The organism is Pseudoalteromonas sp. L23 (assembly GCF_021728455.1).
Taxonomy (GTDB): domain Bacteria; phylum Pseudomonadota; class Gammaproteobacteria; order Enterobacterales; family Alteromonadaceae; genus Pseudoalteromonas.
Window position 1 is genome coordinate 25497 of record NZ_JAKKCW010000004.1, and the last position, 20250, is coordinate 45746.

The window sequence follows — 20250 nt, forward strand, 5'->3', positions numbered from 1 at the left end:
AGTCTGATATTTTGCACACTATAATAAATAACCCGAGCGTTTCACTCCAGAGGTTATCATACATCCTTGATTACCTATCTTCTATTTTGGACTTGAATTAGTAACACATCGCGATGTTAGAGAAAAATAGACAAAATCTCAGCTAAAAACTGGCAAGACGCTGGTTAATAGTTGTAAACTCAGATATTAATTGTGCAAAGCTTGTGTTTTACTTTGTAAGTACATAGCATAGAGCCCTAACTATAAGAAATAACAAGACCAAACAATTGCCGCTGTTGGGAATGGAACATATGCGAATTGCTCCTTTAACTTTTATTGTCTCGGCCTCGATCCTGGCCATGGGTACTGTTGCTCAAAGCGCTATGGCGCAAGATACTGCAACGGTCACTGCCATCGAGTCTGAATTGTCTAACAAGCAAAGCGAATTAGACAGATACTCGGTCGTTTTAGAAAAACACCTAGCAGAGGAAACGCGTCTGCAGTCTCAACTTGAGTTATTGAGAAAACGTTCAGGTGAGTTAGACAAAGAAAAAAATCAGGCCTTAGATGCAATGAATGAGTTGTATCGTCGGCTAATTGATGATCCTTCCATTGATATTTCTTCTGCGCAAACGCGGTATCAACAAGCTGTGACAGATCACAAGCAGAACAAAGAAGACATTGCGATGCAAATTGCGGCGATTGCATCACAACGTAAAGATATTGAGCAAGTCCGTGTGACTAAGCACACCTTAGTAAATACGCTTGAAAACTTAAAAGATCAGCTTGGCACAGCGCGAGTAGAGCGACTACGTAATGAGTTTACTCGTGAAGGTACACTAGAAGTAGATCACACGATTAACTGTAAACGCACAGAGACCTTGGCGGCTTGTGAACAGCGTGGTCAGCAAATGGGGCTTCAAAAAGCAACCAAGCGCTTTATTGACCAGATTTTTGCAAACCTAACCGAGAGTCGTGTTGTTGAGCCAAAACGCAATATGGCTGGCGCGCAGGTTCAAGTGGTTAGCAGCCATGTTGTAAATAGTGGGTTTAGTGGACAAGGCAACTACAACGTTAACCTCAGTGTGACGATGCGTGGTGATGTAAATAGCAGCCGCTTATGTAACTTGTTGAGCTTAGACAATCGTTATTGTGCTGAGTATGGCACTCCGCTTGCCGTAAATTACCAGTCGAACTACTCGACAGTCTACAGTGATAACCAACTGACTTTTTCGGACGAACAAAGTGAGCCGGTTGAAGTTGCGACTATTACAAAGCAGCCCGTCGTGGAGACCCCTCTTGTAAAAAAGTCACAAACGGCTGATAAAACAGTCGAGTTAACTTTAAGATCAAATGTTTACGACGACGAAGTATTTATTAATGGAGTCAGTTACGGCGCGACAAAAACGACAGTAGCAATTCCTGCTGGATTTTATGATGTTGAGATCCGGAAATTAGGTTATGAACCTTATAAAGCACGCATTAACCTACGAGCTGCGCAAACCATTAATGCGAAATTGGTGAAGAAACGCCAATCGGTAACGTCTGTTGTAACGAAAAAGCCTGAGCCTGAAGCGCAACAAGTACAAGTGGTCGCCGTAGCAACCACCGAAAATAAGCTCGCTATTATCCCTGCGGGCACTTTTAAAATGGGCGACCTGACGGGTAATGGTTTACCAAATGAGCGTCCCGTTGTTGAAAAAGTGTTGAGCCATTCATATGCCATGCAGAGCACTGAGGTTACAGTGGCGGCTTTTCGCCGTTTTGCGCAAAGCACAGGATATAAAACCTTAGCCGAACAAGGTAAAGGCTGCGCATACTATAAAAATGGCGAACCGGTTTGGGAGCTTGAATATAATTGGGAAAACCCAGGTTACGAGCAATCAGATAATTTTCCCGTTGTGTGTGTTGCCTATGACGATGCCAAAGCATATGCCAACTGGTTATCTGGTGAAAAAGGGCAGCAATATAGATTACCCAATGAAGTTGAATGGGAATATGCGGCGCGTGCAGGCACTGCATCTGAGTACCCATGGGGTAATGAAATCGGAAGAAACCTAGCTAATTGTGGTTGGTGTGGCAGTGAGTGGTCTAATAAAAGTCCTTCACCAGTTGCCCAATTTTCACCGAATAGCTATGGCTTATATGATACTGTAGGAAACGTTTGGGAGTGGACGCAAAAGCGTGCTTCTCAGAGCGATGTTACAGTGCGTGGCGGTGCATGGAACTTCGCGCCGAGTTTGGCTCGAGTGTCAACTCGCTTAGCGTTAGCGCCAGATTTTAGAGCGAATTATATAGGTTTTCGACTTGTTCGAGAGCGATAAGTAGTAAATTAAGAGCAGCAGGTGATGCTGCTTTGTTTGACAGAATTCTGAAAGGTCACCCAGCCTCATGTTTAAAAAATTACGCGGATTATTTTCTAACGATCTCTCTATCGATTTAGGGACGGCAAACACACTTATTTATGTAAAAGAAGAAGGCATCGTACTGAATGAGCCATCGGTGGTGGCAATTCGTCAGGAGCGAGCTGGTGGCCCAAAAAGCGTTGCATCAGTAGGTACTGCGGCTAAGCAAATGCTAGGTCGAACGCCGGGTAACATCAAAGCTATTCGCCCGATGAAAGACGGGGTGATTGCAGACTTCTATGTAACAGAAAAAATGTTACAGCACTTTATCAAACAGGTGCACAATAATAACTTCATGCGTCCAAGCCCTCGTGTACTTATTTGCGTACCTTGTGGTGCAACGCAAGTTGAAAAGCGTGCTATCCGTGAATCCGCAATGGGTGCTGGTGCACGTGAAGTGTACTTAATTGAAGAGCCAATGGCTGCTGCAATTGGTGCTGGCCTACCAGTATCTGAAGCAACGGGTTCAATGGTTGTTGATATAGGTGGTGGTACGACGGAAGTGGCGATTATCTCACTAAATGGTGTTGTTTATTCGTCTTCAGTACGTATCGGTGGTGATAAGTTTGATGAAGCGATTATTAACTATGTACGTCGCAACTTCGGAAGCCTGATTGGTGAAGCGACGGCTGAGCATATCAAACATGAAATAGGCTCAGCGTTTAAGAGTGAAACGCCGATTGAGATTGAAGTTCGCGGCCGTAACTTAGCTGAGGGTGTGCCACGCTCTTTCACACTCAACTCACATGAAATCCTAGAAGCGTTACAAGAGCCTTTGATGGGGATAGTAAGTGCAGTAATGGTTGCGCTAGAGCAGTCGCCACCAGAGCTTGCCTCTGATATTTCTGCCCACGGCATGGTATTAACAGGTGGTGGCGCATTACTCAAAGACTTAGACCGTTTGTTGATGGAAGAAACCGGTATTCCAGTGGTGGTTGCCGATGATCCATTAACTTGTGTGGCAAGAGGTGGTGGTAAAGCGTTAGAGATGATAGACATGCACGGTGGTGACGTATTTAGTTACGACTGATGAATTTATTATTTGGCCGAACCGTTCCCTTACAACTGCGACTTACTGTCGCAGTTGTGCTTAGTATTATTCTGATCATTGGTGACCGTTACACAGTTGGTGGGACTATGGTGCGAACCAGTTTAAACACTTTGGTCAGTCCGCTACTGTACGTTGCTAACATTCCTTATGAAGCGTTCAACTTGGGCCTGAAAAGTCTCAATACCAGAGAAAAGCTGCAACAAGAAAACCAAACACTCAGAGAAAAACAATTAATACAGAGTGAGCAATTACAGCAACTTCAGTTTTTGCAAAAAGAAAATCAAGAATTGCGCGCCTTATTAGGTGCTTCGGCTAGGGAAACCAATCAACGTTTAATATCTCAAGTGTTGTCTGTTCATTCGAACCCTTATAGTCATCAGGTGGTGATTAATCGCGGTACTATTGATGGGATAAGCGAAGGGCAGGCTGTTATTGACGAAATGGGCATTGTTGGGCAGCTAACTCAAGTCGGTACAACGACCTCAAGAGTGCTGCTTATGACAGATACCACCCATGCGACACCGGTCAGAATATTGCGTAATGACGTTCGCACTGTGGTTGAGGGGACGGGTAAAATCAATAATGTTCGCCTTGCTCATGTACCGCATAGCATGGATATTCGCATTGGCGATGTGTTGGTCACTTCCGGGCTTGGTGGTACTTTCCCTGAAGGCTATCCGGTGGCTGTAGTTACTGAGATAGACCGAGACGAAGGCCTACCATTTGCACAAGTACAGGCAGAGCCGATTGCACAACTAGATCGCATTCGCTTACTCGTGGTGTTAGGTAAACGCAGCCAAGAGGCAATAAATCATGAGTAAACATAGCAACTTATTGATTGCATTGAGTGTCTTTGTTGCGTTAATCATGGCACTTATGCCGTTGCCTTTTTCACTTGAACCATTTCGTCCTGACTGGGTATTATTGGTGCTGATGTACTGGTCTTTGGCCGTCCCTCACCGTGTGAATATTGGTTGGGCTTGGATGACTGGCCTGATAATAGACTTAGCGATGGGCGCACCACTCGGGGTGAACTCGTTGACCTATTCCATTTGTATTTATATTACCGCCAGCAACTTTCAGAAAATTCGTAATTTCTCCATCTGGCAGCAAGCAGTGCTGATCGGGCTATTTCTCGCGCTCTATCATTTGTTACAATTTTGGCTTAATCATTTCTTGCTTGATATCTACTTTAACCCGCATTATCTGTGGCCTGCGGTTACGGGCATGGTGTGCTGGCTGTGGATATTCCCACTGCTGAGAAAATATCGTAGACAGTTTAGGATCAGATAATGTCTATCTCTTTATATTTAGCTTCGGCTTCTCCACGTCGCAAAGCGCTACTTTCTCAGCTGGGCTATTCGTTCGAGCAATTTAGTGTTGATGCTGATGAAAGTCCGCTAGACGATGAAAGCGCATTACAGCTTGTGGAGCGTTTAGCGTGTTTAAAAGCGCAATCAGGTGTGGCGTTAGGGTATACCGATAGGCCGGTTCTTGGCAGTGACACTGTGGTTGTCATTGACGGAGAAGCGCTTGGTAAGCCTCGTGATAAAGCGGATTTCAAAGCGATGATGCAGCGCCTTTCTGGTCATACGCATCAGGTGATGACGGCGGTTGCACTTGCAGATACAAGCAAAGTACTGAGCGATGTGATTGTGACCAATGTGACTTTTAAAACGCTAAGCGAAACTGAAATTGATGCCTACTGGGACACCAACGAGCCGCAAGATAAAGCCGGTGGTTACGGGATCCAAGGGGTAGGTGGGCGCTTTGTAACTGAGATCCAAGGTAGCTATTTTGCAGTTGTCGGCTTACCTTTATATGAGACAGACGAATTAATTCAACGGTTTTTAAAATAAAATATGAGTAGCGAACTACTAATCAATGTCACCCCAAGTGAAAGTCGCGTAGCCTTAATCGAAAATGGGGTGCTGCAAGAAGTTCAAGTTGAACGGATCGGTAACCTAGGCATCGTAGGTAATATTTATCTTGGCAAAGTAAGCCGAGTTCTTCCTGGTATGCAGGCTGCTTTCGTGGACATCGGCTTGGAAAAAGCGGCATTTCTACATGCGTCAGATATCGTGAACAGCGCTTCTATCGAAGAGGGGGTGGCCGAGTCCCCAGTTAAGAAAGTGCAGGACATTCGTGAGCTGGTGAAACAAGGCCAGTTCATTATGGTACAAGTAGTCAAAGATCCGCTTGGCACAAAAGGCGCTAGACTGACAACGGATATCACTATTCCCTCACGTTATTTGGTGTTTATGCCTGATGCGACGCATGTGGGAGTGAGTCAGCGTATTGAAACCGAACAAGAGCGTGACCGGTTAAAAGAGATCGTTGCACAATATAATGACGAAAACGGTGGTTTTATCGTTCGTACCGCTGCTGAAGGCGCTTCGGAAGCAGAGTTACAGCATGATGCGGAGTTTTTGAAAAAGCTTTGGCAGAAAATTGTAACGCGCCGCCGCAAAACGAGCAAAGCAAAAATTTTGCATGAGGATCTTACCTTAGCATTTCGCACCTTGCGTGATTATGTTGGTGAGGACATGGAGCGTATCCGTGTTGACTCAAAGTTAACTTACCAAGAGCTAAAACTTTTCACTGAAGAGTTTGTTCCCCAGCTCGCAAGTGCACTTGAGTATTACCCAGGTGAGCGTCCCATTTTTGACTTGTTTGATGTTGAAACTGAGATCCAAAAGGCACTACATCGAAAGGTTGAGTTAAAGTCTGGTGGCTACCTTATCATTGACCAAACAGAAGCAATGACAACGGTTGATGTCAATACTGGCGCGTTCGTTGGCCATCGTAACCTCGAAGAGACGATTTTTAATACTAATGTTGAAGCAACGTCAGCAATTGCGCGGCAACTAAGGTTACGAAACCTTGGTGGTATCATTATTATCGACTTTATTGATATGGTATCTGACGAGCATAAACGCCGAGTATTGCACTCTTTAGAAACTGCGTTGTCTAAAGACCGAGCGAAAGCCAATATCAATGGACTCTCTGCACTTGGTCTTGTAGAAATGACCCGCAAGCGCACGCGCGAAAGTCTAGAGCATATTCTTTGTGATGTGTGTCCATCTTGCTCCGGTCGTGGTTCACTAAAAACGGTCGAAACCGTTTGTTATGAGATCCTACGGGAAATCGTGCGTGTGAATCGTGCTTATGATGCCGACAAGTTTATGGTTTATGCCTCGCCAGCAGTGAGCGAAGCCTTGATCAACGATGAGTATCATAATTTAGCTGAGCTTGAATTATTTATTGGTAAGCAGGTTAGCATTCAAACTGAGAGCTTATATAGCCAAGAGCAGTTTGACGTAGTAATGATGTAAAGGGTAGCGGTACATGCAGGCTAAGGCCGTCTGTTTTTTCTGCCTGCGTAAAGCGTGGCAAATCTTTGCGATCACTTTAGTGACACTCGCGGTGCTGGTGTCTGCGCTGAAGTACGCCTTGCCCTATGTTAATGATTATAGAAGTAACATCGAAGCGCTGATCCAAAAGCAACTGAATGTTGATATTAGTATTGGCCAGATCAGTGCGAGTTGGGAAGGCAATGGGCCTGCTCTGGTGTTGGAATCGCTCTCTTTTAAAGACAATAAAGACTCGCCAATCTCCATTAATATTGCCAAAACCTCTTTGCAGCTCAATGTATTTGAGTCTGTACGACAAATGCAGATCGCATCTAACTATTTTGTACTGGAAGGGTTTGAGGCCGATATAGATCTGAGCAAATTAAGCGCGGCTCAAGATCAAGGTGCTTTTGAGCAGCAAGCATTAATTGAAAGCCTTTTCTTAGGTGATGTTGGGCATTTTGCGGTGCAAAACAGTCGTCTTAATATCACCTTTTCTAGTGGTAAGACCCACAGTTTATTATTGAAAGATTTGGTGTGGCAAAACTCTAGTGCATTACATGAGGGGGCAGGAGAAATCGCATTACCTGGGTTTTCTCAAGGCCAGTTTAACGCTCGTCTTTCTTTGTCGGGGCGAAAGCTACGTGAATTGGCAGGGAATATCTATGTATCCGCGGATAAGGTTAATCCGGTCGATTGGTTAGAAGAGCTTATCACCTTAGCACATCCAGACCTAAAAGCAGACATCAATGCTCAGCTATGGCTAGGCTTTGAGCAAGGTACGTTGCAAGATATTACAGTGGATATCAAACCCAGTACCTTGACTTGGCAAGAAGACGAAAATCAGCGCACATTGGCATTAGACGATGCGCAATTTCTGTTAAAGCCAGATCAGCAAGGTTGGTGGGTGCAAAGTAGTGGTATCCAGTTTAGTCGTAATCTAGAAGCGCTTGCTCCTATTTTATTTGAAGCGAAATGGCATAAAGATAACAAGACCTTTTGGTTAAAGGATATTAACGCCAACTTTTTAGCTGAGTTAGCACAACTTGCTAAATTCCCTGGACGAGATTTGTTGTATGGTATGAATCCCAATGGTCAACTGAGCGCAGCGAAATTCAGTCTTGGTACTAATAACGCTTTTGCGGCATGGGGAGTTATTGAAGAGATAGCTTTTGAGCCATTTCATGGGATCCCGGGAATTTATGGTACCAGATTAGAGGTGAATGCGACTGATGAGCAAGTTAGGCTCAATTTAAGTGCTGAACAAACTGAATTACTATCCAAAGAGACCTTCAAAGATAATATTAAGCTCCAGCAGCTCAGTGGTGATGTCTATATTCGCAATCAACAAGCACAAGGCTGGCAAGTTTCCAGTCCCAACTTTTGGCTTAGTAATCAAGACGTAGCATTAGCCACAGAATTTTCCTTGCAGTTATCAGATGACCCTCGGCTTGATTTATATGCGGAGCTACTCGGTGGGCGTGGTGAAATCGCTTCACAGTACTTTCCTGTCAGTATTATGCGTAAAAGCTTAGTTGACTATTTAGAAGCAGGGATCCAAGGTGGTCAGCACTTACAGACTCAAGTCTTACTGAGTGGGGCGCTTTCACAATTTCCATTCGCTGATAAGCAAAGTCAGTTTGAAGTTAAATCACGTTTGAATGATATTACTTTTGGTTTTGCACCGGATTGGCCTAGCGTTACTTCAGGGGATGTCACACTACACTTCGAAAACGAAAGAATGGATATCTACGCACACCGTGGAGAACTTGTTAATCAAAGTATTGATGAGGGTGTCGTTGTGAGTATTGCGGATCTAAATCACGCTGATGTGCTGACTGTTGATATTAGTCACTCCACAGAAGCGAGCACGCTACAGCCTTTCTTTGCGGCAACGCCGCTCGCAGATCCACTCGCGAATATATTAGATATTGTTCAAGGTAAAGGTGATGCAAAAGGGGATGTGCAATTGGTCGTCGACCTGAAATCAGGTGCCGTACATGCTAAAGGTGACATCTACCTAGACAACAATCCTGTTTTTTTGGCAAAGCCTGGCATGCAATTACAGCAAGTGAAAGGTGTGGTTAGCTTCGATGATGACACTATCAAAGTGAATAATTTGACCGCTAAGTGGCTGGACATGCCCCTGTCGTTGGACTTATCAGGAAGCGGAGATAAGCAAAATTATCAAGTAACGACCAAGGTCAGTCTGGAAGCTGGGGTTGAGCAACTGCAACCGCACGCAAATGGAATTATTGACGGCTACTTTGAAGGCAATAGCGTGCTGAGCACTGAGCTTATCCTTAATTTTGCCAATGCAGGATTTAACTATAAAGCCAAATTTGCTAGTGATTTACGGGGGATCGCGAGTCACTTACCCGATCCATTCGGCAAACCTGCTGATCAAGCTAAACTGCTAAGCGGCACAGTATTAGGGGATGATATTTCGAATCTTGTTACGGCAAGCCTAGATAATCAATTGTATTTTAATGGCATCGTTGAAAATGGATCCGGTGCGATGCGTAATGCACACCTGATAATTGGCAGTAAAGATGAAGGCTTAAATGCATCCGGTTTTGATATCACAATCAAACAACAAGAAGTCGAGCTGTTGCCTTGGTTACCACTGATCAACCGCATTATCAAAGCGCCAAATTCAGGTTCCGACCCTGCATTTCTACCAGCACTGAATCAGGTAAATGGTTCTTTCTCAAAAGTAACATTCTCTGAGATCCCTTTCCATGATGTTGACTTTACTATGGCCGCGATTGACGGCGCGATGCAGCTTAAAATCAATAGTAAAGAAATGCGCTCACAAGTGGCTATTCCAGCGTCAAACTCAAGCCGGCCTATTCACATTAATAGTGATTATTTACGTCTAAATTTACCTAAGTCGGAGCCGCAAGCGCAAGAGACGGTGGAAAAAGACGTTCACTCATTAGATTGGTTGTTGAGCTTACCTGCAACCGAATTTGTGTGCGGTGACTGTAAAGTTGATGAATATCAGTTAGATCAGGTCAATATGTCGTTGTTTGGGGATGGTAATAGACTCAATATTTCAGAGTTAGTGATTGACAAAAAAGATCATAAACTCAATGCCAGTGGCCGGTTTGAGCAAGGTAAAACGACGCTAAGCGGCGCGTTAAACAGCAATGACTTTGGTGAACTAACGGATGAGTTTGATATTACTTCGACCATTAAAGACTCCCGCGCCAACATAGATTTTGTCCTCAATTGGCAAGGCGCGCCATACGAAATGGATTTACCTAGCCTAGGTGGCGAGTTGACTTGGCGCTTAGGAGAGGGCCACTTGGCAGAAATAAGCGACAAAGGAGCACGTGTCTTTTCATTGCTGAGTTTGGACTCTTTGATCAGAAAGTTACGCTTGGACTTTAGAGATGTGTTTTCTAAAGGCTTTTTCTATAACAGTATGAGTGGTTCGGTACAACTAACGAATGGTATTGCGATCACTGAAGATGCGAAGCTCGATGGCGTGCCCGCGGATCTAACGATACGTGGCTATGCCGATCTCAATACTCACGAAATTAATTATGATTTAGCCGTCGCACCACAAGTCACGTCGAGCTTACCTGTGATTATGGCATGGGCGGTGAACCCTGTGACGGGATTAGCTGCACTGGCATTAGATAAGGTTATCCACTCGGCGCGAGTGATCTCTGAGATTAATTTTAAAATCACCGGAACGATGCAAGAGCCGGTGGTTACCGAGGTTGATCGTAAGAGTAAAGAAATTGAGTTACCCAAACCGGTTGTGCCTCTTAGTGAAGAAGCTATGCCAGATGGAGCTGATGAGAATACCAGTAAAGAAGCACCAGCAATGAATTCAGAATCACATCCAAGTGCTACACTTAAGCATAGTGAGCAACCTCTTGTGTCGCAAAATAAGGAAAGTGGTAATGGCTAAGGTGATTGCATTGCCAATGTGCTCGGCTAAAGCACCCCAAACAAATATAGATTATCTTAAAAGTCAGCTGGTTAAGTTAGTGATGGAAGAGCCAACCTTAGTTTGTTTACCTGAAACTTGGCTGGCGTTTTGCGACAATGCGCAACAGACTTGGGAATACGCGCAGCATAATGAAGCACTGCTTGGAGAGCTTTCAGCGCTTTGTCAACAATATAGCATTTGGTTGGCGGCAGGTACCATCGCGATACCAAGCCAGAGCGATAAATATCTGGCTGCGAGTTACTTATTTGATTCGAGTGGCGAAATCGTAGCACGCTATAATAAGATCCATCTATTTGACGCCGATGTGAGTGACAAAACTAAACAATATCGAGAGTCTGAGCGAACAGAGCGTGGACAGGATGTCGTGGTAGTGGATAGTCCATTTGGCAAAATTGGATTAAGCGTGTGTTATGATCTGCGCTTTCCAGGTTTGTTCCAAATGATGAGAGCGAAGGGAGCTGAGCTATTTTTAGTCCCGAGTGCTTTTACCTGTGCAACGGGTAAGGCACACTGGCAGCCATTATTACAGGCGAGGGCGATAGAAAACCAATGCTATGTAGTTGCAGCCGCGCAAGTAGGTTGTCATGAAAATGGCCGAGAAACCTATGGACACAGTTTAATTGTATCGCCTTGGGGTGAAGTCTTAATTGACTCTGGTGCGAATTTAGAACCTATTTCACAGCAGCTAGATAGCGCGTTTCTTGATTCGATCCGGCAAAAAATGCCGGTTGCGGATCATAACCGATTTAAAAGTGAGTTTTTATGAGTAATGTAGAGCAGAATTTACTGACCAATAGCCAGCTGACACGTGAGCAATTATCACAGACTCTCGAGTATATTCATCAGCACAAAGTAAATTATGCCGATCTGTACTTTCAATCAAGCTACCACGAAACTTGGGTGCTGGAAGACGGCATAGTCAAAGACGGCAGCTACAACATCGAACGTGGTATTGGTGTGCGTGCAGTGAGTGGTGAGAAGACTGGCTTTAGTTATTCTGATGCCATCAATATTGAAGCCTTAACCAAAGCTGCAGAAGCTGCGCGTAGCATTGCGCAAGCTGGCGAAAGCAGTAAAGTCCAAGTATTTAGCGATGTAAAAGCACCCATTCAATTTCAACCAGCACAGCCAATTACCAGCATGAGTGATGCGGATAAAGTGGCTTTACTAAGAGAGATTGAACAGTGCATTCGCGATTTAGCACCTGAGGCGCAGCAAGTGGTCAGTTCGCTGTCGGCGGTATATGAAGAAGTGTTAATTGCCGCAAGCGACGGCACATTTGCAACCGACATTCGCCCGTTAATACGTTTAAATTGTTCGGTACTCCTTGAGAAAAATGATCGCAGAGAGCGTGGTAGTGCCGGTGGTGGTGCGCGTTTAGATTATGGTTACTTTAAAGAGTTAGTAGACGGTGCACCGAGATGGATGCAGTTTGCCAAAGAAGCTGTGCGCCAAGCACGCGTGAATCTTGAAGCCATTGATGCACCAGCAGGTGCGATGCCTGTGGTGCTCGGTTCTGGTTGGCCGGGCGTTTTGTTACACGAAGCTGTTGGACATGGCCTAGAAGGTGATTTTAACCGTAAAGGTGCCTCTGCATTCAGTGGCAAAATAGGTGAACAAGTCGCTTCGAGTCTTTGTACTGTGGTGGATGATGGCACGATAGCCGACCGTCGCGGCTCTTTGAATGTGGATGATGAAGGTACGCCAGCGGCATACAACGTACTGATTGAAAATGGTATTTTAAAGGGCTATATGCAAGACAAGCAAAACGCGAGCTTAATGGGCGTGGCGCCTACAGGTAATGCGCGTCGTGAGTCTTATGCCCATTTACCGATGCCAAGAATGACAAATACCTACATGCTTGCGGGTGAGCACAGTCAAGAAGAGATCATTCGTAGCGTAGATAAAGGCATTTTTGCTAGTAACTTTGGCGGTGGTCAAGTGGATATTACCTCTGGTAAATTTGTATTCTCAGCGTCTGAAGCCTACTTAATTGAGAATGGTAAAATAACCCAACCAATTAAAGGTGCAACGCTTATAGGCAATGGTCCAGAGGTGATGAAAAAGGTCTCTATGGTAGGCAATGACCTTGCGCTTGATAGAGGCGTTGGGGTATGTGGTAAAGATGGTCAAAGCGTCCCTGTGGGAGTCGGTCAACCGAGTTTGAAGATTGACGAAATTACTGTCGGTGGTACAGCGTAATACTACCTGCGGTAACTATTCATAAGCCAAAAGTAATAAGCAAAAGGCGCATCAGCGCCTTTTTATGTTGTATCAGAGCCACAACACTGCGTTACGGCATAATCGCTTCTTTTAAATACTGGAACAGCTCTTTGTAGGCTTTGCCTGGCTTCTCAGCTTTTACTTCTTTACTTGCTTGGCGCGCCATCTGGCGCATTTTTTGACGCTCAAGTTCAGGATACTTATCCAATAGCTCATTAATCTTGCTATCTCCTTTGGCAATCACTTCATCGCGAATAAGCTCAATCTTATTCAGCAATACGTCTGCTTTATTGTTCTTATTTAGCATCAAATCCATCGCAGCCTGAATATCTTCGACATTTGGAGTACTACGCAATGTCTTGGCAATGTAGTTCATATGACGACGGTAAGCATCTGTTTTAGCACGGATCCTATCCGCAACAGTCATGGCCTCTTTAAGCTCGTCCGTTAGAGGTAACTTCTCACGCTGCTTCTTGCCAAGCCCTGCGATTTCACAGCCTAGTTCATGCAATTCAAGCGCTTCGCGCTTAAGCTCGCTTTTTGAAACGTAAATAATCTCTTCTTCGGTCGTTTGCTCGTGTTTAGCCATTGGTCTTGTCTATACTAGTAAATATTAAGGTCTCTAACATTAGAGTATACCACAATTGATCACTACAATAGTTAGTAGCTGTGATAGCATATTAACTAATATGTTTTAGTTAGACGAGCGAGCGGATAAGGTATCTATGACTCAACCTCAACAACACCCTATATATAATCAAATTGATGATGTGAAAAATGCAGTTGCCGATGTGTTAGCGCATGCTAAAAAACTAGGTGCAACCTCGGCAGAAGCGGCGATGTCTAGTACCTCTGGTCTGTCTGTAAGTACACGAATGGGAGAGGTTGAAACCATTGAGTTTAATCAAGATGGTGGTCTTGGTATTAGCGTTTATGTGGGTAATCATAAAGGCTCAGCATCAACCGCGGATCTGAGTCCTGAAGCCCTGCGCTCAGTGGTTGAAAAAGCCGTAGATATTGCTCGATTTACCTCGGATGACCCCTGTAATGGTGTGGCGGATAAAGCCTTGCTAGAGATGTCACCAGCAGATTTAGATCTTTTCCATCCTTGGCAAGTTTCTCCCGATGAAGCCATTGAGCAATGTATTGCTGCTGAAAAAGCTGCGTTAGCATTCGATCCTCGAATCGTGAATTCTGATGGCGCGAGCTTATCGAGCCACCAAGGGATCCGTGTATATGGCAATAGCCATGGCTTAATTGCAGGGTTTCCACGCACCAGACACAGCCTGAGCACCATGGTGATTGGTAAAGAGGGTGAGCAAATGCAACGGGACTCTGCATATGCGTTATCTCGCGTGCACGCGGAGCTAAAATCCCCTGAAGAAGTCGGTTTAGAGGCGGCACAATCAACGCTTGCAAAATTAGGCAGTCGTAAGGTGTCAACGCGCAAAGTGCCTGTTATTTTTCGAGCGGATATTGCTAACAGCTTATTTGGGCACTTAGTGTCAGGTATTGGTGGCGGCGCGCTATATCGTAAGTCTAGCTTCTTGTTGGATTCTTTAGACACACAAATTTTTAATCGCTGCGTTAACATTGAAGAGAAGCCACATTTATTAAGAGGGCTTGCTTCGAGTCCTTTCGATAGCGAAGGTGTAAAAACCATCGACCGTGAAATTATCACAGATGGCGTGCTCAATACTTACTTATTGGCAAGCTATGCTGCACGTAGAATGAATATGCAAGCGACAGGTCACGCAGGTGGGATCCATAACTGGTTAGTAAAACCAACACACGACGATTTAACCAGCCTACTTGAGTCGATGGGCACTGGTTTGTTAGTCACTGAACTTATGGGGCAAGGTGTTAATACGGTAACTGGTGATTACTCTAGGGGAGCTGCTGGTTTTTGGGTCGAAAATGGAGAACTTCAATATCCTGTAAGTGAAATTACTATCGCTGGTAATTTAAAAGATATGTTTATGGGGATTGAAGGCGTTGGCGCTGATATTGAATGCCGAGGCGCAGTACAAACCGGCTCTATACTACTCAATAATATGCAAATAGCGGGCGAATAACTCCCTCTCTCAGCTCAAGAAATGCTGGTTTTGACCAGCATTTCCCGCTATTTTGACTCTATTACTGCTACACTAATAACCAAGTTGCGGTGCCAAGGAATGCAAAGATCCCTACGATATCAGTAACGGTTGTTAGTACCACACTACCAGCTAGCGCTGGATCGATATTCATTTTCTTTAACATAATTGGAATACTGGCACCTGCAATACCCGCTGCGACTAAGTTCATAAACATTGCGAAGGCAATTACAGCACCGAGTGTAAAATCCCACTGCCATATAGCAATAACCCCAGCGATCAAGACAGACCACAGCACGCCGTTTAAGGCGCCGATCGCCAGCTCTTTACCCATTAAAAACTTTTGGTTAGTCTGGTTAATATGACCAAGGGCAATACCGCGAATCACTAGGGTTAGCGTTTGGCTACCGGCAACGCCGCCCATACTTGGTACTATGCCATTTAACACCGCGAGAATAGGTAAAATATCCAAAGTACCTTCGAAGAAGCTTGCAACAAACGCAGCCATCAAGGCAGTTAGCAGGTTAATCCCAAGCCAAATAGAGCGGCGCTGGCTACTTTTTAAAACTGGCGCAAAGGTGTCTTCTTCATCTTCAAGACCTGCCATACTTAACAAGCTGTGCTCAGCATCTTCACGAATAACGTCAACAACGTCATCAATGGTGACACGGCCAAGCAAATGGGCGTTATCGTCAACGACGGGAGCTGAGATCCAGTTATGACGCTCAAAAAGCTGCGCCACTTCAGACTCATCCATGGAGATAGGGATCGTTTCCTTATCTTCATCCATCAAGTCTCGAACCATACTGTCAGGAGACTTCGTTAATAAGGTATTGACTGGTAAGGCACCCAAGAAACAGTTGTCTTTATCGACAACATATAGCTCATCTGTGCCGTCTGGCAATTCGCCTTTAAGACGTAGATATCTAAATACAACTTCCAAGGTAACATCGGGTCGAATAGTTACCGTGTCGGTGCTCATTAGCGCACCGGCAGAGTGTTCCTTGTAGGACAAAGCTTGTGTCGCACGTTCTCTATCTTGGCTATCCATCGCTCCGATAACGTCTTTGTAGACGGTATCAGGCAGGCTTCTTAGGACATCACCAAGGTCATCGTCGTCCATGTCTTCTGTAGCGGCGGCGATTAGCTCAGGTTCCATCTGGGCGATGATCCCAAGTCTTACGTCCTCTGACAGTTCCTCTAAGACATCCCCTTGGATATCTGGGTCAACAAGCTGCCACAGCATAGAGCGAATTTTATGAGGGGATGATTCTAAAAGCAGTGCAGTGTCACAAGGTGCTGTTTCTGCGAGCATACGCCTAACTTGAACAAACTGACCACTGTTTAAGGCGTTAGTTACCTTTTGGAGTTGTTCCAGTGTGTAGTCTTGTTCAAATACTTCAGGCATAGGCATCCTTTTTGATATTAATGGTGGCTAACGTGATTAAGTTAACCCTATTCATTTATTTTATCGCAGAAATCAATTTCTTAATTTGAATTTTATTCGTGTTGTTTCTGCTGGTGGGTTGCTATCGTTAATATACGTTAAAGGTGTACGCAACGATAAAGTAGGATTTTCCGGCAACTAGCTTTACTGCACGAAAGAAACCTAAATTGGTATTACAGTGTAACTCAGTTTATTAGGAACTACCAAGGTTTACGCTTAATTATGAGAGACTTATTAGACCACTTTGGTTACGGAGGAGGGGGAGATTAGCAGGGAGTAAATGAATCAGGCCTTATTGTTTTACTGACGATTACTCGGATTCATTAAACTTATTTTCTATCAGTCCGCCAATGGCGTCTAGTGCATACTGAGCATCAGGACCTTCACAAACCACTCGGACTTCTTTCCCTTGGCTGCTTTCAAGTAACAACAGCGCTAGTACGCTGTCAGCAGCAGCACTTTTGTCTCCTTGATATAAGGTCACTTCGGCATCAAATTGGGTTGCTAATTGCGCAAGAACCGTCGCTGCTCGAGCGTGCAGGCCGAGTTTGTTTTGGATTAAAAACGTATCTTCTAACATTTAACCCTCTTGCTCTCGGTGACGAATTTTGACGTTGGGATGGGTTTTAGCAAAACGTTCACCAATGGTTTGCGCTAAGTATACCGAGCGATGTTGCCCACCTGTACATCCTATTGCGATCGTTAGATAACTGCGATTGTTACGCTCTAAGTGTGGTAACCAAGTTTGTACGAAGGTTTGGATCTGCCAAGTAAACTTTTGCACGATGCTGTGACTCGACAAATAGTCTTTGACTGGCTGATCTAAGCCAGTTAGCGGCTTAAGCTCAGGCTCCCAATGTGGGTTGGGTAAAAAGCGCGCATCAAAAACGTAATCCGCTTGTTTTGGGATGCCGTGTTTAAAGCCGAAAGATTCAAAGGTAATAATGAGTTGTTTGTCTTTTTTACCTAAGATTTTTTCGCGGATATCTTCTGCAAGTTGATGAACGCTCAGGCCTGTAGTATCAATGAGAAAATCGGCGCGAGTGATCAGCACGTCTAACAATTCCCGTTCTTTCTTTATCGCAACATCTAATGGAAGATTATGCAGTGAAAGAGGGTGCAAACGGCGTGTTTCTGAGAAGCGTTTTATCAGGGTTTGATCGTCACTGTCTAAATAAAACAGGGTAGGTTTGGCAAAGCCTGGTAAGTATTCAAGAATGTCATTAAACTCGTCCTGTTCTTTAGGTAAGTTTCTAACATCAATACTGACTGCAATTTTATTATAATTGTCCGAAACACTGCGGACTAAAGACGGCAGCAAATTGACCGGAATGTTATCCACACAATAGTAGCCTAAGTCTTCCAATACTCGAAGCGCTACAGATTTACCAGAGCCTGAGCGGCCACTGATAATGATAAGCTCGAGTCCTTTTTCTTCATCACTCATCAAGTTCACCTTGGATCACTGTATATAACTCATCGTCACTTTTTGCTTGTCTAAGCATTTTGCAAAAAGACTTGTCTTTGAGTGTATCAGCAATCGCCGCTAAGGTCTTCAGGTGCTGTTGATTATCACCTTCGGGTACGATGAACGCGACAAAAATATCGACAGGCTGCTTATCTATGGCTTCAAACTGGATCCCTTGCTCGCTGACAAGCACCATTGCAAGGATTTTATCCAAACCTTCAAGTCGACCATGGGGAATGGCAATGCCTTTACCGATCCCTGTGCTGCCTAATTTCTCTCGCGCCATTAAGGCGTCCAAGATAGCATGCTGACTGGTATTTGGAATTTGGCTATGAGCCAGTTCGCTGATGTATTCTAAAATACGTTTTTTGCTATTAAAAAGGACCGCAGCTTTACTGCAGTCCTTGTTCACTAATTCACTTAATTTCATCTTAGTGTCGAGTGAGCTTCTCTTTGTGTTTAATAACTTGACGATCTAGCTTGTCGATAAGGCCATCAATTGCGGCATACATATCTTGATGCTCTGTTGATGCAAATAGCTCGCCGCCGTTTACGTGTAATGTTGCTTCTGCTTTTTGTACTAGTTTCTCGACATCAAGGATCACATGCACATTATTGATATGATCAAAGTGCCTTTCTAGCTTCGCAAACTTGTTGGTGACATAGTCTCTTAATGAGTCAGTAATTTCTACATGGCGACCAGTTAGATTTAGTTGCATAAGCATTTTTCCTTCTTGGGTTTTACGTCTTATATCAAGCTTTTACGCTGATTTGACGGTGGAATGGCTAGGGATTCACGATATTTTGCAATCGTACGTCTCGCTACCTTAATTCCTTGCTCTGCTAAGATATCTGCAATTTTGCTGTCACTCAATGGCTTCGCGGTATTCTCTGCAGCTATCAGCTTTTTGATAAGTGCTCTAATTGCTGTAGAAGAGCACTCACCTCCATTTTCCGTACTTACATGGCTAGAGAAGAAATACTTCAGCTCAAATATTCCCCGAGGTGTATGCATGTATTTTTGTGTTGTCACACGGGAAATTGTGGACTCATGCATCTCAACCATTTCAGCAACATCATTTAGCACCATAGGGCGCATTGCTTCGGGGCCATGTTCAAAGAATGCCTGTTGTTGTTGCACAATGCAATTGGTAACTTTTAATAAAGTATCATTTCGGCTTTCTAAGCTTTTAATAAACCACTTTGCTTCTTGTAAATGTGAGCGAATAAACTGACTATCCGTACTGGATTTCGCCGTTCTAGACATCGCAGCGTAATGGTCATTTACTCTTATTTTAGGCATAGCATCAGGATTTAGCTCTACGACCCAACGACCTTTTACTTTTTTCACCGATACGTCAGGGATCACATATTCAGGCTCTTCATGAATAATGCTTGCCGCAGGCTTTGGGTTAAGGCTATGTATTAACGTCATGACCTCTTTGAGATCGGCTTCTTTAAGGCGCGTTTTCTTAGCCAAAGTTCGATAGTCACGGCTGGCAAGCAAGTCGATATGCTCTGTCAGGATCATTTTTGTTTCGGCAATCCATGGGGTATCTGGGGCGAATTGGTTTAGCTGAATGCATAAGCATTCTTGTAAACTACGCGCTGCGATACCGACAGGGTCAAAAAGCTGAATGCGTTTGAGTACGGCTTCGACTTCATCTAGCTCAATAGGCTCTTCGCTATTCTCGTCATTAATGCTTTCTAAAATGTCTTCGCAAGACAGTGTTAGAATGCCTGACAGGTCGACCGCTTCAATAATCGCAATCGCAATAGCTCTATCTGTTGGACTAAATGGTGTCAGTTCGAGTTGCCACATGAGATAATCGTGGAGAGATTCAGAGGTTTCCCCTTGATAAACATTATCGTCATCGGGAAGTGGACCTGAGCTTGCAGCAGGCGCTGCACTCATATACTCGTCCCAAGTGACATCCATGGCAAGGTCATCGCTCACAGTGTCTTTGCTCATGGCGGTATCTGAGTCTATCTCATAGTCACTAACCTGCGTTTCATCGGCTGAATCTTGATTGTCGTCAGCACGGCTCTTTTCTTGGCTGTGTTGGTCAGCGTTTTCGCCGTCAGTATTATCACCTTCTTCCACTTCCAACAATGGATTGCTGTCTAATGCTTCTTGTATTTCTTGTTGCAGATCCAATGTACTAAGCTGCAGCAAGCGAATGGCTTGTTGCAGTTGCGGAGTCATTGTAAGTTGCTGCCCCATGCGCAGCTGTAATGATTGCCTCATGTATCTCTAACAATCC

Annotated in this window: 17 protein-coding genes; 10 read left to right on the plus strand and 7 right to left on the minus strand. The window is 44.4% G+C overall.

The features are described from left to right. The first annotated feature begins 290 nt into the window (after nt 1–290). From L3V43_RS08835 to tldD, 9 genes are all read left to right on the plus strand, one after another. On the plus strand, nt 291–2303 hold the full coding sequence (locus L3V43_RS08835) for a formylglycine-generating enzyme family protein (protein WP_237116408.1): 2013 nt from the start codon (nt 291–293) through the stop codon (nt 2301–2303). Between the two features lie 67 nt (nt 2304–2370). After that, nucleotides 2371–3414: a rod shape-determining protein gene (locus L3V43_RS08840; protein WP_010376642.1), complete on the plus strand. Its 1044-nt coding sequence runs from the start codon at nt 2371–2373 to the stop codon at nt 3412–3414. Continuing rightward, nucleotides 3414–4256 (plus strand): rod shape-determining protein MreC, encoded by an 843-nt coding sequence (mreC, locus tag L3V43_RS08845; RefSeq protein ID WP_237116409.1) that lies wholly within the window; start codon nt 3414–3416, stop codon nt 4254–4256. Before L3V43_RS08840 ends, mreC begins: the two co-directional genes overlap by 1 nt. After that, complete coding sequence (gene mreD / locus L3V43_RS08850) at nt 4246–4728, plus strand: rod shape-determining protein MreD (protein WP_026001073.1); 483 nt, start codon at nt 4246–4248, stop codon at nt 4726–4728. The genes mreC and mreD overlap by 11 nt, the downstream gene beginning before the upstream one ends. Next, on the plus strand, nt 4728–5294 hold the full coding sequence (locus L3V43_RS08855; protein ID WP_237116411.1) for a Maf family protein: 567 nt from the start codon (nt 4728–4730) through the stop codon (nt 5292–5294). Before mreD ends, L3V43_RS08855 begins: the two co-directional genes overlap by 1 nt. A gap of 3 nt (nt 5295–5297) precedes the next feature. Continuing rightward, nucleotides 5298–6770 (plus strand): ribonuclease G, encoded by a 1473-nt coding sequence (rng, locus tag L3V43_RS08860; RefSeq protein ID WP_010376650.1) that lies wholly within the window; start codon nt 5298–5300, stop codon nt 6768–6770. 13 nt (nt 6771–6783) lie between these two features. Continuing rightward, the gene (locus L3V43_RS08865) at nt 6784–10713 is read left to right on the plus strand and encodes a YhdP family protein (protein ID WP_237116412.1); all 3930 of its coding nucleotides are present in this window, start codon (nt 6784–6786) and stop codon (nt 10711–10713) included. Further along, complete coding sequence (locus L3V43_RS08870; RefSeq protein WP_102055975.1) at nt 10706–11521, plus strand: carbon-nitrogen hydrolase family protein; 816 nt, start codon at nt 10706–10708, stop codon at nt 11519–11521. The genes L3V43_RS08865 and L3V43_RS08870 overlap by 8 nt, the downstream gene beginning before the upstream one ends. After that, nucleotides 11518–12957, plus strand: a complete 1440-nt coding sequence (gene tldD, locus L3V43_RS08875) for a metalloprotease TldD (protein WP_102055976.1) — start codon at nt 11518–11520, stop codon at nt 12955–12957. Before L3V43_RS08870 ends, tldD begins: the two co-directional genes overlap by 4 nt. A 91-nt stretch (nt 12958–13048) precedes the next feature. Here the strand turns inward: tldD and yjgA are convergent, their stop codons facing one another. After that, a complete protein-coding gene (gene yjgA, locus L3V43_RS08880) occupies nt 13049–13567 on the minus strand; it encodes a ribosome biogenesis factor YjgA (protein WP_010605940.1) in 519 nt (172 codons plus the stop codon). A 136-nt stretch (nt 13568–13703) separates the two neighbouring features. Here yjgA and pmbA point away from each other — a divergent pair, with 136 nt between their 5' ends. Further along, on the plus strand, nt 13704–15053 hold the full coding sequence (pmbA, locus tag L3V43_RS08885) for a metalloprotease PmbA (RefSeq protein ID WP_102055978.1): 1350 nt from the start codon (nt 13704–13706) through the stop codon (nt 15051–15053). 67 nt (nt 15054–15120) lie between these two features. On the opposite strand, the gene mgtE is transcribed toward pmbA, so the two are convergent. From mgtE to L3V43_RS08915, 6 genes are all read right to left on the minus strand, one after another. Further along, entirely contained in the window at nt 15121–16479 is a 1359-nt protein-coding gene (mgtE, locus tag L3V43_RS08890; protein WP_102055979.1) for a magnesium transporter, read from the minus strand. A gap of 349 nt (nt 16480–16828) precedes the next feature. Continuing rightward, on the minus strand, nt 16829–17098 hold the full coding sequence (locus tag L3V43_RS08895; RefSeq protein ID WP_010376658.1) for an HPr family phosphocarrier protein: 270 nt from the start codon (nt 17096–17098) through the stop codon (nt 16829–16831). Continuing rightward, nucleotides 17099–17965 (minus strand): RNase adapter RapZ, encoded by an 867-nt coding sequence (gene rapZ, locus L3V43_RS08900; RefSeq protein WP_010605937.1) that lies wholly within the window; start codon nt 17963–17965, stop codon nt 17099–17101. Continuing rightward, nucleotides 17958–18416 carry a PTS IIA-like nitrogen regulatory protein PtsN gene (gene ptsN, locus L3V43_RS08905; protein ID WP_237116413.1) on the minus strand — a complete coding sequence of 153 codons (459 nt, stop codon included), beginning with the start codon at nt 18414–18416 and terminating at the stop codon, nt 17958–17960. The genes rapZ and ptsN overlap by 8 nt, the downstream gene beginning before the upstream one ends. A gap of 1 nt (nt 18417) precedes the next feature. Continuing rightward, on the minus strand, nt 18418–18705 hold the full coding sequence (hpf, locus tag L3V43_RS08910; protein ID WP_010376661.1) for a ribosome hibernation promoting factor: 288 nt from the start codon (nt 18703–18705) through the stop codon (nt 18418–18420). A gap of 29 nt (nt 18706–18734) precedes the next feature. Then, the gene (locus L3V43_RS08915) at nt 18735–20234 is read right to left on the minus strand and encodes an RNA polymerase factor sigma-54 (RefSeq protein ID WP_102055981.1); all 1500 of its coding nucleotides are present in this window, start codon (nt 20232–20234) and stop codon (nt 18735–18737) included. Nucleotides 20235–20250 lie beyond the last annotated feature (16 nt).

Coding starts and splice junctions, on each gene's coding strand:
- yjgA (WP_010605940.1), bottom strand. CDS start 13,567: ATGGCTAAACACGAGCAAACGACCGAAGAAGAGATTATTTACGTTTCA.
- pmbA (WP_102055978.1), top strand. CDS start 13,704: ATGACTCAACCTCAACAACACCCTATATATAATCAAATTGATGATGTG.
- L3V43_RS08855 (WP_237116411.1), top strand. CDS start 4,728: ATGTCTATCTCTTTATATTTAGCTTCGGCTTCTCCACGTCGCAAAGCG.
- mreC (WP_237116409.1), top strand. CDS start 3,414: ATGAATTTATTATTTGGCCGAACCGTTCCCTTACAACTGCGACTTACT.
- L3V43_RS08915 (WP_102055981.1), bottom strand. CDS start 20,234: ATGAGGCAATCATTACAGCTGCGCATGGGGCAGCAACTTACAATGACT.
- rapZ (WP_010605937.1), bottom strand. CDS start 17,965: ATGAGTGATGAAGAAAAAGGACTCGAGCTTATCATTATCAGTGGCCGC.
- L3V43_RS08865 (WP_237116412.1), top strand. CDS start 6,784: ATGCAGGCTAAGGCCGTCTGTTTTTTCTGCCTGCGTAAAGCGTGGCAA.
- L3V43_RS08840 (WP_010376642.1), top strand. CDS start 2,371: ATGTTTAAAAAATTACGCGGATTATTTTCTAACGATCTCTCTATCGAT.
- L3V43_RS08870 (WP_102055975.1), top strand. CDS start 10,706: ATGGCTAAGGTGATTGCATTGCCAATGTGCTCGGCTAAAGCACCCCAA.
- L3V43_RS08835 (WP_237116408.1), top strand. CDS start 291: ATGCGAATTGCTCCTTTAACTTTTATTGTCTCGGCCTCGATCCTGGCC.
- L3V43_RS08895 (WP_010376658.1), bottom strand. CDS start 17,098: ATGTTAGAAGATACGTTTTTAATCCAAAACAAACTCGGCCTGCACGCT.
- tldD (WP_102055976.1), top strand. CDS start 11,518: ATGAGTAATGTAGAGCAGAATTTACTGACCAATAGCCAGCTGACACGT.
- hpf (WP_010376661.1), bottom strand. CDS start 18,705: ATGCAACTAAATCTAACTGGTCGCCATGTAGAAATTACTGACTCATTA.
- rng (WP_010376650.1), top strand. CDS start 5,298: ATGAGTAGCGAACTACTAATCAATGTCACCCCAAGTGAAAGTCGCGTA.
- ptsN (WP_237116413.1), bottom strand. CDS start 18,416: ATGAAATTAAGTGAATTAGTGAACAAGGACTGCAGTAAAGCTGCGGTC.
- mgtE (WP_102055979.1), bottom strand. CDS start 16,479: ATGCCTGAAGTATTTGAACAAGACTACACACTGGAACAACTCCAAAAG.